The organism is Chryseobacterium sp. JV274 (genome assembly GCF_903969135.1).
Lineage (GTDB): Bacteria > Bacteroidota > Bacteroidia > Flavobacteriales > Weeksellaceae > Chryseobacterium.
In genome coordinates this window covers 184,062-198,028 of record NZ_LR824569.1, presented here as the reverse complement: position 1 = coordinate 198,028, position 13,967 = coordinate 184,062, and the positions used below count along the sequence as shown (strand labels likewise).

The window sequence follows — 13,967 nt, the reverse complement described above, 5'->3', positions numbered from 1 at the left end:
TTATTTTATTTGTATATCAACTGCCGAATTCTCACATCTAACCTCATATTTTTTAATCGGTTTAGAATAAATATTAACTGATTGATGGCCTGTTGCAAAAGAATTATCATAGATAAAAGAAGCGCTATTAAATAATTCTTTTTCAATATACTGCGAAGAAAATTCAGTAAAACTACTACCACCAAAAGTGACTGATAAGTCCCGAATTTTTTTTATTTTTTTCAAATTTTCAATATTATGCGTATGATCATCTGGCATAAGTATAAACAAATAATCTCTTGCTCTACTTATTGCAACATTAAGTATATTATGCTTATTTAAAAAAGTTTCCTCCGATCCTCGAATACTTAAGGGCGGATTAAAAATAGTGAATATTATATCACACTGATCTCCTTGAAATCCATGTATCGTTCCAACAACAATTTCAACTTTTTCATCTGAAATAAACTGTTCAAAAATTAATTTTTCTATAATATCTGACTGTGCTCGATATGGACAAATTATACCAATTTTGAAGAATTCATGTTCTTTAGATCTGAGGTCATTAACCATTTTCAAAACCAATTCGACAGTAAACAATGCAGAATATATATGATATTTAGAACCATCTAATGAATTAGGTCTAAATATACTTTCTATTTTTGTAACTGGAAACTTAATCACGTTTAGGTCTGTAAAATCAATACCTTCTATTTGTAATTTTTTTTGCTGTTCTGGTTTTCTGTAATGCAACAATTTACCTCCATATGTAAAATTACTATATACATTGCCAATAGTAGGAATACTACGATATTGAGTATACCTATTTATTACATCATATTGATAAGGTTCAGTAGTTGGATTATCAAAAGAATTTAGTTGGACTAAACTATAAATATTCTCATCTTGCCATTGTACTATCCTGGATATAGGTGTTATCTGAAATGGATCACCGGCAATTACAAAATTAGCATTACGCTGAGCATATAGGACATTAATTATATTTGGAAGTGTTATCATTGAAGCTTCATCAATGATGATATAATCCCATTTAATTTCGCGCAAGTAAATTCTTTCTATTTCACCTTCTGGCAAAAAGAAATCATAAGCAAAACGTGCTATTGTTGATACTACTACAGATTTTTCATAAGAATTAATATCAATCTTTCTGAAATCCTCACCTAATTCCTCAGCTACGAAACGATCAGTGCTATGACCAAATCTTATCAGCCAATCTAAGTAAGAACGACTATTCCCAATAACCTCCATTATTTTAGAAGAAAGTACATCAGCAGCTTTATTTGTAGGTGTTAATATCAAAACCTTCAAATTATGATTTTTTTTCATTAAAGGTATAACTTCATCAGTTGCTAAATATGTTGTTTTGCCAGTACCAGGAGGGCCAAATACAAATTTTATTTTTTCAGTTAGATTTTCTTTTAAATTGAAATCGTCTTCAAATGAAAAACTTAAAATATTTTTACGTAATTCTTCAAGTAAAAAGATTGGATTTTTAATATCAATTACAACCTTCGAAACCTCGGAGAAATCTATTTTTTGAATATCAGATAATCTTTTGACCTTTGCATGTAGAGAGTATTCTTTAACATTTACTACTTCAATTGCTACTTGTTGAACATTTCGACCTTTATATATATTTAGAACTAGATTACCTATATCTTCAATATTTCCAGGAATATATCTAGAAGGCTTACTTAAAATAATGATCTTACTGTCGTTATCTTCCATAACCGCTTGTGAAAAAGAAATAGATATTTCTTTTCCTTTAGAGTTAAAGTCAGAATTATTTAGATATTCAAGCTCCATTAAAGCTTTAAACCATCCAAATGTATATTTATCATTATCTACAACTTCTGATTTTAATTGTTCAACCAATGCTAATTCTTCGACCTCACGTTGTACTTGCTTAATCCTTTTATTGTATTCATCCTCTAGATCTATACTGGAAATAAAAGAGCCACTAATATCTTCCTGTTCATAATCTATTACCGGAGATACAATTATGTTATCACCAGTTACTTTATGATTATGGTTTTCAAAAAAACTTTCATTTAATCTTTCACTAATGTTTCTAATTGTTTTTTGCACTCGATTCCTAGTCGTTGACGTATTTAGACCATCGTGAATAAATTTTTCATTTACTGATTCATGTTTAATTATTATCTCAGAGTCCGTATTTAGTTTTGCAATAGCTGCTATGACTTGTTCTTCTGTATAACCAGAATTTAAAATAGCCTTACCTATATCATAAATTTCCTGCTGTTCATCGGACAGTTGTGGATCTACTTGCTCAGGAAGGAATTCTAACAGACGTATTAACAGATCTGAGGAGGAGGAAGATGATGATAAACCAAAATAATCAGCAACCAAATCACTGTATTGTATTGATTTTGGATTTGTTTTTTCGATTTTTGAATTATATAACCATCGATTATTTCTTAAGTGTTTAATAAATGTAGATTCAAACCAAATATTTTGAGGCGAATATCGTCCATCAATTCGATGCGTAAACATTCCTTCGAATACCATAGAATTATAGTATGAGTAATTTCTTGCACCTATAATTTCTAATAATATTTGCCAAATAACTAGAGATTTTTCAACGGAAATGACTCGCATAGCATTTTCAAGTCCTTCTAGTTCACGATCGATTAAGGTTTTATAGTAGCTACCTTTGTACCTCAACAGATTGAATTTCTCTAAAGTATTAGAATCACAATATCTTTCTATTTTCTTCAACCGAGGTAAAAAACTAACCCCAAGATGATTTAGTATTTTAATTAAAAAAGTAAATTCTTCTTCAGAAAGATTTGCTTTGTAAAATTTTTCATCAAAGAAATAGACAGATTCATAACCTTCAAAGTACGTATGTAAATTTTCTGTTAGATGATATAATTCATTAGAAGTAATCAAATAGACATCTTTGCTCTTATTATTTTGTATACCTTTAAACAGAGGTAATTTACCAAGACGTTCAACATAACTTTTGAACTCCTCGGTATGACAACTTTTATAAAATTCAATTAGAGCTTTAGTATGAGATATTAGTTCTTTATCACTCAGATCAATATCTTCCTCATATTTAGGAAGAATCTTTTTTAAATAATTGGCTTTTATATCTGGAATAGATAGTCCTAATCTTTCAAAAAAAATAGTCGCAACATCATATTTAAGGAATTCTAAATTAACTGTTTTAAAATCCTCCGAACTACCAGCTGGCAGAAAAATATTATAATGATTTTTTATCTTATCATAAGGGATGACGGCTTTACCTTCATTATCCAAAATAATAGGATACTCCTTAGCTACTTTAAGATAAGAGTCTCTTTCACTTAAATAGCCATAAAATTTTAATAACCATTTTATAGATTGATTTTCAGTAAATGCAGTTGAAATATTTTTAATTATTTTTTCTGGTCCAAGTATCTCATTTGTTATCGAACGTAAATATTTATGCAATGGTTTATTATTTTGTTCAACATTCTTTTGACCAATATGCGTAAAAATTAAACCTACATTTGCTCGATTAGTAATTTGAGATATCTGAACGTCAGAAAATAAATCTGTTAATTCTTTATCTGTCGACCAATAAGAATTTGAAGCTCTGTAAAAGATATTATTTCTTCCAGGAAGTATTTGCTCTGTTCTTAATAATACTAGAATTTTTTTATAAAATGGATAAAAGGAAATTCTATCGTTATTGTTAATATTTGAAAAATCTTCTTCATTATATGGTAAAAGTTCAACAAATGACTTTCCAAAATATGAAATTTTATCATCTAAACATTTAGATCTGATACTCATTAAGGCTTCTGTTGCCAAGGTAGCTAATTCCTCAATCAGAAACTTATTCCAATCATTTCCCGCTAAAATATTTTGGCGATTATCCGTTAAAAGAAATGGAGCATGAATAATAAATCTCAAATTCGTTGTTTCTTTTGTAGGAAAAAAGCAGTATGCATCTACTTTACTATCAGAATTAATAGTATTGTTATCATTAAGAAAAAAACCAACATTTATTTTTTGAACTCCAGTTTGATCTTTAAGTCGTACAGTCTTTGTAAACAACCAAATCCTTTTCAGTTGAATATCATTATTAACTTGATTTACAAGTTTAACAATCTGATTATCTGAAGATTTACCCTTAAAAAATTCAACATCTTCTTCTTTAGTAAACAATCCTTTTTCTTTCTTATTTTCCCACCTAATTATGTTGAGTGTTTTTAGAAAAAGTAGTGGTGATTGTAAAGATTTCAATTTATTAACTATTTCTCGATGGGCAACTTCCTTTGGTTTCTCTTCATTATTAAAAGGAAAATAAAACAAGGTCTCTCCTTTTTTTCTATTTGTATTTTTTTCAATTAATCGTTCTGGAACAATGTAATTCTTTAATTTAAAGCAAAAATTATCATCATATACTTCTGGCTCATTAGTATATGCGAATACTGCCTTAAATCCAATACCAAATTTTCCAATTTTCTGCTGATCTACTTTATTCGAATTACCTATTGCTGTTATGGAATTTATATGCCCTAATGTACCATTCAGTTTATCTTGCGTTGTTTTATCTACATCGGAAATTGTGAATCTTATAATACCATTATGTTTAAAATATAATCCGTCTTCAGTTATTCTAAAATCTACATAAGAAGCACCGCAATCATCAGCATTTTGAAGAAGTTCGTGTATAAAATGCGCTTCGGAAGAATAATTTCCTTTTACATATCTCCATATTCCGCTGAATTCCTCATCTAGCAATGTTTCTATATGCTTTTTTCTCCTTTCAACTAATTTGTCAAAAAGCATCGTATTCTCAATCATGTTAAGTTTTTATTAGTGGTTATTAAATTTAATTACTTCTATATTAATTGTACTTATATCATATTTAAATTTAATAAATATAATATAAGTATCCGGATTTTAGCTGAAAATTAGTTTTGGATCATTTTCTTTTTAATTGAGGAATACATTAAAAGATATCAAGAAATATTGTTGTTGTTTTAATGCAGTATAAGGATCAGATCCATCAAGAAATGTTCCTCCAATAGATAATTTTACCGGATTAGTTGCAATGTAATAGTTTATACTTGAAGTGAACTGATAAGTATTCTTTTCAGAATCAGCCGTGGAATTTATCACTATTAATCTCTGTGTATAAGCGGCAGTGATATCAACAACGGGATCTGTCGGATCACTTTCATTTCTTAAAAAATAGATGCCTGCATTTACAGTACCTATTGGACGAAATTTAAAACCACGTAAATCTTGGTTTGCATCTCCGTGAAATACATTTTGAAATTGTGCACCTGCAATGATAGATATTTTAGTAGCTATTGTTTCCTTTTTGTTTAAATAATTATGCGCGCCAAAATTTAAAGGTTTATTGTTAGTTACCCAGGTAAAAAGTAGATTAGATTGAATTGAATTTTTATCTTCAACAAAATCCCTACTAAATTGCGGATCAAAAATTAAGATATATTTTGTTTCAGGTTCTGAAGCGAAATTATAATGTCCTTTGATACCAAGTTGTATATTATTCTGTTCTTTGTCAGTAAGAGTATTTCTGTGATATTCTCCCGTGAAGGAACCTAATAATTTCGGCCATCGATCTATTTTAAAATTGATGTTAATTCCTGTATTGATCAGATAAGATGCTTTTTTTCCTTTTGGAAAAGTGACCGATAACTGTGCTGGTAGTTCTTGCTCCTCAGAAGTTGCCATCGACTGACCAATAGTAATATTTTCGAATGCCCACTTTTTAGTTTGTTCTGTATCATTTTGTTTTTTATCCTGAGAAAATACCAAATCAAAAAATGATAAAAAAATAATTGTATAGGTTAATGTCTTTTTCATAGCAATTATTATTTAATTGTTTTTTCTAACAAATCAATTAGTCCCTGTATATTCTTGCTGGATTTAACGTCAGCTGGATGAAGTCTTTTCCCATTGGGTTTAGCTGAAATCACTGCAATATTAAGGTAGTCTGTCAAAAAGAAAACTTGACCTTCATTGAGTTTATAATCTGAAATTTTTTTATCATTTGCCACCTTTGAGATGTCTGGTGTATTATCTCCCCATGCAAATAAAATTGCTGTCTTAACTTTTTGTTCTGAGCTATTTAGAGGATTTGCCATATATGTTGCTATATTAATCTTTTTAGTAGCCATTGGGGTTATTGGATTGTAGTTTTCCAAACTCGGAGGTAAAATATTTAAAACGACACTAATATGACTTAAAAACAAAAAAATAAAAAAGACCCATAAAGCTATTATACCTTGCTTTTTCTTTCTCATTTTTAGTGCAATAAAACTAGAAACAAGGCAAATAACAAGACTAATTAATGTAATTAAAAAAATTTCGTAAGGTATAAAACCTTTTAAATAAAGAAAGATGGAAACTGCTAAGGAAAGCAGAGGTACAAGAAATAACCATTTTAGTACAAAGTGATTTGCACCATCAGTTTGAGATGTTGTTTTCATGATTAATAGTTTAAATAGTTGACAGTTAATTTACACCTTTTTTGCAGATATTAATTAGATGATTATATTTTTAATTTTATTAATCATATTTGTATAAATTTAAGATATGAAACAAGCAATTTTTATAACAGGTTTCAACAATTGGGGTAAGACCACAATAATTGAAGATTTATTTAATAATAGAAAAAAGTATTATCAAGGAAAACATTATAAAATCGGAGGGATAAATGCAAATTTCACTGTAGAAACTCATTCAAATGATGATTACTGGAGTACTTGGACACAAGTTATTAGTAAGAGAATAACTAATGAAAAAGTGTCAGACTTAAATTTATTTACTGCACTATGCCCTACCATGCACCCAAAGAATAAGTTTATTGATTTACTAAGTAATCCAATATTTCAAAATTATGATCAGCTTCATTTATTCCTTCTGGAATACAAATGGGAACATCATGCAAAACTAATGATTGATAATATTATTAATTCGGGTAAAACGATTCCTAAAATCAATTTTGTAGCAATTAATGCAGATCAAAACTTATCCGATACTAAAGATAGACATGATGCTAAAATCAAACAAATTAAACAGGAACTGATGAAAATATTCCCTTAGTATTTTATTAACTTAATTTGTTATTGAATACGGTTTACCTCATCTTTTCCCTCGGCAACCCAATCTCATGTTCCTGTGGATAAGGTTTTCTGAAGGTCATACTAACATCTTCCCTAAGATTCCTTATTATTTCCTGAGATTTTTCCTGATCCATTGAATATCTGGGATCGGGAATGAAAGGCATTTTTGCCATTTTATGAATGGTAATCGTAGGAAAATGGAAGTCGACTTCCACAGTTCCCAACAGCAGATAACATCCTCCGCCCTGAAAAGGATATTGTTTAAGAGAATCCGGAAAATGAGCAGTATCAAAATACTCGCCTTCTGCATCAATCCAGGTTCCAAAAAACATTTCATCCTTTTTATTTCCATCCCGTTTATTTTTGATAGGAACATGTTTTCTCGAAATCAGATAAGCCAGCATTTTCACCTGCTTCTTATGGTATTGTATCAGATTCTTAGCCATGACTGATCCACGGTATTTTGTCTGCAGAAGATCAAAAGGAGAAAAGGAAACCGGAAACCCGAGAATTTCTATTTCATCAAAAGCATCTTCAAACTTATTTCTTTCAATCTTAGGAAGGTGATAGCTTTTCTGTGGCTCATCCAGTAAGGTAGGCTGCCGGTAAACCTCTTTATTATTCCCTAATAAAAATCTTGCTTCAATAAGCAGTTCATGTTTTTGTTTTCCTGTAAACCGGAATGCACCGATAAAAATCAGGATCTGTAATGTTTCGATGCCTATAGGAATTCTCTTGACAAAGTTCTCTAAGGATCGGTATCCCCCATTCTTTTTTCTTTCTTCAGGAATTAACTGAGCCAGTCTTCCCTCCAGTTTTTCGATATGCATCAGTCCCAGATAGACATCAGTCCCATATACTGTGGTCTGCCATTCACTGAGATTAACACAGGGGTTATTAATGGTAGCTCCCGACATCTTAGCTTCATGCACATAAACTTCCGTTCTGTAAAAGCCACCGCCATTATTGATGGCGCACACCATGAACTCGATAGGATAATAGACTTTAAGGAATAGGCTCTGGTAGCTTTCAACGGCATAAGATGCGGAATGTGCTTTACAAAACGAATAGCCGGCAAAAGATTCTATCTGGCGGTAGACTTCTTTAGACAGCTGTTCAGGATGCCCTTTTGCTCTGCAGGATTAAAAAAAATGATCTTTCACTTTCTGAAGTGCCGCCAGAGAACGTCCCCTTAAAGAAAAAAACACTCCTACTTTAAAAGAAACTTTTTCAGATCTAAAAGATACCATTTCCAACTATCAACAACACAAATTGAAGATAAAAGATATGGATAAACATATGGACTACTGGAAAGATAGAAAACCTATAGTAAACCAAGATTTTCCAGCTCAAGGAAACGAAGTAGATTACGAAGAATATACTCCGGAAAGAGATGCTGTCCGTTTTTTAATAAATTGGCAGAAAAACAACTATGGGCAGATGGCTAAACAGATTTGTTTATTTTCAAATGAATTTAATATAGGTAAGGAAGCGGGAAGAGTTCGAAAAGTCTTTGAAAAAAAGAACTTAAAATCTTTTGAAATATTATCCGTTGAACATCAGGCACCGGCAATTGCAGAAATAAAAGTAAAAGTGATTATATTATTCAATGAAACTGAATATACAAAAGAAATATTGTTGCGCATGCTTTATCAGAATGAACAAGGGGAAAATATGGTGTATGGTCAGACCGGAGGCATTTGGAAATATATGGATTCTTTCTTTTTTCAAAAAATAGAAATGCTGGACTGGAATTTCTAGGATTATAACTTTCGTTAACCATTAAAATTATGACTCCCTCAACAAAAGATCAGCTTGTACGTGATATTCTTGTTTTAGAAAATTCTATAACAAGTCCAAAAGACGATCGGGAAATTTGCTTTACATTTCATCAGGTCATTTCGAAATTATTATCTAATGATGGCTTTACAACAATCTTTAATCCAAGTCCTGATACAAGTAATTTTGATTTTATGTGTTTCAAAGGATTCACGAGACAGAATATGTATTTCTCTTCAAAACTCGACTGAAAACATTACAGAAGAACGTGTCCACGAGAGAGTTTCATTCGCATTCAATTATCCGTATGATCGTCTTATTATGTTTGCGCCCGTAGCATTTACCTATTCATGCTATCGTTTTGTAAATAGTACTGATCCTTTAAAAGTGGAACTATTAACCTTAGATGATCTTAAAACTTGGACATCTAAAATAGAAATAGAATCTGAACTAAACACCTATGAATATGAAGATATCATCAAAATTGTAAGCAAAACATTTATTGAAAAAATAGCAGAAGATCCCAACTTTTTGTTAAAAATAGAATGGAGAGAATTCGAGAAAACAATAGCTGAGCTATTTGAGGGTTTGGCATTTCATGTAACCCTTACACCATCAAGCAAAGATGGAGGTAAGGATATTATTTTGGAGATCGTAAAAAATGGACGTCCCATTAAGTATATCGTCGAGATTAAGCACTGGAAATCCAAACAGCTAGTAGGTCAAAAATCCGTGAAGGAATTTCTAAAAGTGATTTGCAAGGAAAAGAGAGAGAGTGGTTTGTTTTTATCAACATACGGTTTTACCTCAAATGCTTTTGAAGGTTTAACAGAGTTAGAAAGAAAAAAAATTAAGTTTGGAGATGAACAAAAAATCGTCACACTATGCCATACTTACCTGAAAGTTAAATCTGGAATTTGGACCCCTTTACAGGATTTGCAGGAAGTTCTTTATGAACAAACTTTTTAAAAACCACAACGAATAGTCGAATACAGTATTGTAAAATCTTACGCTTTAATATTAAACAATTTCTTCACTATGCTGCAATCGTGTTCAGAACTCTATTATGAGTGAACGTTCTTAACTTTATTAGCAATATCTTCTATAGTAATTAATCCTAATAATTTTTCATTTTCACTACCGCTGTTTGTAATAAATAATACATCGAGATTTCTTTTATGGATATTTATTTGATCAATAAACAAATCATAGGCAGTATAAATATCGCAGTCTCTCGATATAAATTTAAAATTTTTCTTAAACTCAATATCGACTATCAATTCTTTGATAATAGGATTTTCCACCATGATTTCATTCTGATTAATATTTTTTCCTAACCATCTTGAAATTGTATTTGTATTAATTAGCTCCGTAACCATTCCACCTTCGTCAAATACGGGAAATTGCGAAAAAGATTTTTCCCTCATTATGTTCAAAATTTTATCTAGTCTCTCGTTTTCGTTAGCTCCAGTCACTTCAAAAGAAAATAAAGGAATAACCTTTTGTGGATTTAATAATTTTTGTAAAATCATGGCAAACTCATTAACAACTTCTCCCAGAGGTTCTGCAATATAATTGCCACCTAATTTAGGTGTGTGTGTTATAGCGTTTCTAAGTTCTCCATAATCTATCAATTTATCTCGGTAAGATTTTATAATTGAATTTTTGCTACTTTTTATTTTTGAGGCAAAAGTTTCATGATTCTGATTGTTACCATTTTTTAGAAATTTATCAAGTTGATTATAAATATCTAAAAATTTTTCTGCATTTGTCATATTATTATCTTTTTAACAAGCACTTTGTATAATTCAAAAATTTACTGGCAAAACCTGCATTAAGGGTAGCATCATATATGTACAGTCTAAATTTTTTTATTCGCTTAGTCGAAAACAGCTTAAGATCATTTTGAGATAAAGTTATAAATACTGAATATTCATAACTATCTTTATATGCTTCCACATCTATCTCTGCGTTTTTAATCCATTTAGTATTGTCTTCAAATATTAGAATTACCCCTCGTTCATTTACATTAACCGTATTGCCATAAGCTCTTAAACTTAGGTAATAAGCAGATGGTCTTCCTTTTTTTGAAACCTTTGTTAAAGATGCGGGAGCTAAATTGTTGCCTTCCGTCATTGGGGTTCTAATAGTTTTTTCATTGGTAAAATCATCATCATTTTCTGAGAGTTGGGAGCAAAAAAAATCTACAGGGTAATTTATATCAGCAACTAAAAAAGGGAAGTTATGTTCAAACTTTTTATCGTATTTATAGTAAATGGTTTGGGCTTTTACTTCATCTTTCAAGATAAAAATAGGAGAATCAAAATAACCTGAGTTTTCTGTATTAAATGTTTTTCCGTCTTTGCCAATAATATTTTCAATAATGAAAACTCTATTTTTTAAAGAATCTTTTTCCGTTTGAAAATTATATGCTGCTGAGGGATATAATACCTTATTATCATAATCTTTTTGAAGATCTTTTAGATCACCATAAAAATTGTGACTAAAGTTGACTCCAATGAGATCTTGTTTTAATTTTACCTTTGTATTTTTATAAAGTACAAAATCGTTAGCTAAAAATATATCTTCAAATTTTTGGGCGTATGTTTTGATACATGAAATAGTTGAAAATACAATAACAAAGCAAAGTTTCAAAAAGTTAATTTTGATTTGTATAAATGTCTTCATGGTTTTGAAATATTTTTAAATTTAAATAATAAATATTACTTTACAATACTATAAAAAAATATTATTAAGATTTTACTAATCATTATACCATAATACTTAACTATACTTTTTAAATAATTGTATTACATTATTATAATCTAATTTCCTACTATATCACTATCATAATGGCTAACAAAATTCAAAAAAAAGTAGTAAATATTTTAGACTTTATTTTAAGGAATTAAAAGAATTGGATAAAATGTAGAATAAAGAAGCAGCCTATCGGCTGCTTCTTTATTCTATTAATTTTTTGAAATTAATTCTTATTTCCAAATTCAAATGATGTACTGAAATCATCCTTCAGTAATAAGTAAGCATCAAACTTTTTACCGTTTTTGCTTTTCATGTTTTTGATGAGTGATGTTTTGTTTTGAGTTAATAATAAGGTAAGATCTTTACTACTGAGTTGTACTCCGCATATGGTTCTGAAGAGAATCCAACTGCACTGATCATCGGGGCATTTGACAATTTTATCCTTGATAATAAGATTGTGTTGTTGGCATCTGGGGCATTTGAGTTGGGGAATATCTTCTTGGGGAATATGAAGTGATAAGAGTTCATTGGTGATTTCTGCTGTGTAGTGTTGGATGTCGTTGATGAATTGAGTTTTATTGAGTTCTCCTTTTTCAATTTTATCAAGCATTATTTCCCATTCTGCGGTCATTTGGACATTGGCTATTTTTTTGTCTTTGACCAGGTTGTAAACTTGTAAACCTTTATCGGTGGGAATTAATGTTTTGCTTTTTCTGATAATATAATTTCTGCTGAGCAGGGTTTCCATAATGGAGGCTCTTGTAGCTGGTGTTCCGATGCCGATATTGGATAGCGCTTTCTGTTCTTCTTTATTCTCAATAGATCTACCCACATTTTCCATCGCAGATAAAAGGTCGGCTTCAGTAAAAAGTTTTGGTGGTTGTGTAACTTTTTCCAATAATTCTGTTTTTGATATTTTGAGCTCATCTCCTGTTTTGAATTCCAGTAGTTCTGTAAGGGCTTCATCTATATTATTAGAATTTTCATTGTCAGAAAGAATCCCTTTGATGGCTCGCCAGCCTTGATTGAGTATTTTTGATCCCTTGATCTGAAATTCATAATGATGGACTTTTATCTGGATCTGGGTGGCTTGTTTTATACAGGTATGGGATAGGGATTCCAATAAGCGGTATGCAATCATCTCGTAAATGGCTTTTTCCGTAGCACTAAGTGCAGAAGGTGTTTTAGTGGTTATGAGTAATCCATGATGGTCGGTAACTTTTAGATCATTGACTATTCTCTTGTTGAAGTTTCCGAATTTTAAATGGGTTACGGCTGTTTTGAAGGGTTCTGTCTGATTCAGTATTCTGACCAGCTCAGGAATATCACTCCATACATCTTCAGGAATATACTTGCTGCCGGTTCTGGGGTAAGTGATGAACTGTTTCTCATAGAGGCTTTGGGCTGTTTGTAAAATCTCATCAGCAGAAAGCCCCAGTTTCCTGTTGGCTTCTTTCTGTAATTCCGTGAGGTCGAAAAGTAATGGAGATTGCTCCTGTACTGTTTTAACAGATACATCTTCCACAACAGCTCTTCCCTCCCGCTCTATAATCTTTTGGATTTGTTCTGCCTGCTTTTTTTCCTCCCATTGTGATAGCGAAAGACTGGTGAAGTCTGTATATTCTTTTCTGTAGCTCAGCTGAATCTGAAAGTATTTTTGCTTGGTGAAGTTTTGATGCTGAAGAAACCGTTGACAGATTAAAGCAAGAGTTGGTGTTTGTACTCTGCCTAATGAATAAACATCTTGGTTTCCTGCGATGGTTAATGCCTGAGTAGCATTGATTCCTACCAGCCAGTCTGCTTCGCTTCTGGCTTTAGCAGCTTGATACAAACCGTCAAAGGCATCGCCTGGCTGAAGGTTTTTAAATCCGTCCTGTATTGCCTTTTCGGTAAGGGAGCTGATCCAGAGTCTTTCGAAAGGTTTGTTGCATTCTATGTAGTGATAGATATAGCGGAAGATCAACTCCCCTTCCCTTCCTGCATCTGTTGCGACAATAATACTGCTGCATTGACTGATGACTTGCTTTATGGTGTTGAGTTGTTTTAAAGCCGAAGGATCAGGCTCATAGCCTTTTGCTTTCTTTAGCTTTTTGGGAGTTAGAATAAAAGGGTTGGGAAAGATAGGCAAAGAGGCTTTGTTAAAGCCTCTTATATCATAATCCTCCGGCATTCCTAATGCGATCAGATGTCCCAATGCCCAGGTGACACAATAGCCGTTACCGGACAGATAGCCGTCTTTTTTTTCATGGGCTCCTAATAATTGTGCGATTTCTCTTGCGACACTTGGTTTTTCTGCGATGATTGCTTTCATAT

Annotated in this window: 9 protein-coding genes and 1 pseudogene; 3 read left to right on the top strand and 7 right to left on the bottom strand. The window is 31.3% G+C overall.

The annotated features are described in order from the left end of the window. The 3 genes from CHRYMOREF3P_RS00910 to CHRYMOREF3P_RS00900 all read right to left on the bottom strand — a co-directional run bounded on the left by CHRYMOREF3P_RS00910 (window position 1) and on the right by CHRYMOREF3P_RS00900 (window position 6,479). The gene (locus CHRYMOREF3P_RS00910) at window positions 1–4,821 is read right to left on the bottom strand and encodes a DEAD/DEAH box helicase (protein WP_180563622.1); all 4,821 of its coding nucleotides are present in this window, start codon (window positions 4,819–4,821) and stop codon (window positions 1–3) included. 132 nt (window positions 4,822–4,953) lie between these two features. Beyond that, window positions 4,954–5,853, bottom strand: a complete 900-nt coding sequence (locus CHRYMOREF3P_RS00905; RefSeq protein WP_180563621.1) for a hypothetical protein — start codon at window positions 5,851–5,853, stop codon at window positions 4,954–4,956. Window positions 5,854–5,861: 8 nt separating this feature from the next. Further along, window positions 5,862–6,479 (bottom strand): hypothetical protein, encoded by a 618-nt coding sequence (locus CHRYMOREF3P_RS00900; protein ID WP_180563620.1) that lies wholly within the window; start codon window positions 6,477–6,479, stop codon window positions 5,862–5,864. Window positions 6,480–6,585: 106 nt separating this feature from the next. Here CHRYMOREF3P_RS00900 and CHRYMOREF3P_RS00895 point away from each other — a divergent pair, with 106 nt between their 5' ends. Next, window positions 6,586–7,095 carry a hypothetical protein gene (locus tag CHRYMOREF3P_RS00895; protein ID WP_180563619.1) on the top strand — a complete coding sequence of 170 codons (510 nt, stop codon included), beginning with the start codon at window positions 6,586–6,588 and terminating at the stop codon, window positions 7,093–7,095. Window positions 7,096–7,129: 34 nt separating this feature from the next. On the opposite strand, the pseudogene CHRYMOREF3P_RS00890 reads toward CHRYMOREF3P_RS00895, so the two are convergent. Continuing rightward, window positions 7,130–8,308: pseudogene (locus CHRYMOREF3P_RS00890) on the bottom strand (DNA polymerase III subunit alpha); the annotation flags it as partial. Window positions 8,309–8,402: 94 nt separating this feature from the next. Here CHRYMOREF3P_RS00890 and CHRYMOREF3P_RS00885 point away from each other — a divergent pair. Both CHRYMOREF3P_RS00885 and CHRYMOREF3P_RS00880 read left to right on the top strand, forming a co-directional pair. Next, the gene (locus tag CHRYMOREF3P_RS00885) at window positions 8,403–8,876 is read left to right on the top strand and encodes a hypothetical protein (RefSeq protein ID WP_180563618.1); all 474 of its coding nucleotides are present in this window, start codon (window positions 8,403–8,405) and stop codon (window positions 8,874–8,876) included. A gap of 156 nt (window positions 8,877–9,032) precedes the next feature. Further along, complete coding sequence (locus tag CHRYMOREF3P_RS00880; RefSeq protein ID WP_180563617.1) at window positions 9,033–9,863, top strand: restriction endonuclease; 831 nt, start codon at window positions 9,033–9,035, stop codon at window positions 9,861–9,863. Between the two features lie 95 nt (window positions 9,864–9,958). On the opposite strand, the gene CHRYMOREF3P_RS00875 is transcribed toward CHRYMOREF3P_RS00880, so the two are convergent. From CHRYMOREF3P_RS00875 to CHRYMOREF3P_RS00865, 3 genes are all read right to left on the bottom strand, one after another. After that, window positions 9,959–10,669 carry a CBS domain-containing protein gene (locus CHRYMOREF3P_RS00875; protein WP_180563616.1) on the bottom strand — a complete coding sequence of 237 codons (711 nt, stop codon included), beginning with the start codon at window positions 10,667–10,669 and terminating at the stop codon, window positions 9,959–9,961. 4 nt (window positions 10,670–10,673) lie between these two features. Beyond that, window positions 10,674–11,582, bottom strand: a complete 909-nt coding sequence (locus CHRYMOREF3P_RS00870; RefSeq protein ID WP_180563615.1) for a hypothetical protein — start codon at window positions 11,580–11,582, stop codon at window positions 10,674–10,676. Between the two features lie 295 nt (window positions 11,583–11,877). Next, window positions 11,878–13,965, bottom strand: a complete 2,088-nt coding sequence (locus CHRYMOREF3P_RS00865) for a type IA DNA topoisomerase (protein WP_180563614.1) — start codon at window positions 13,963–13,965, stop codon at window positions 11,878–11,880. Between the last annotated feature and the right edge of the window lie 2 nt (window positions 13,966–13,967).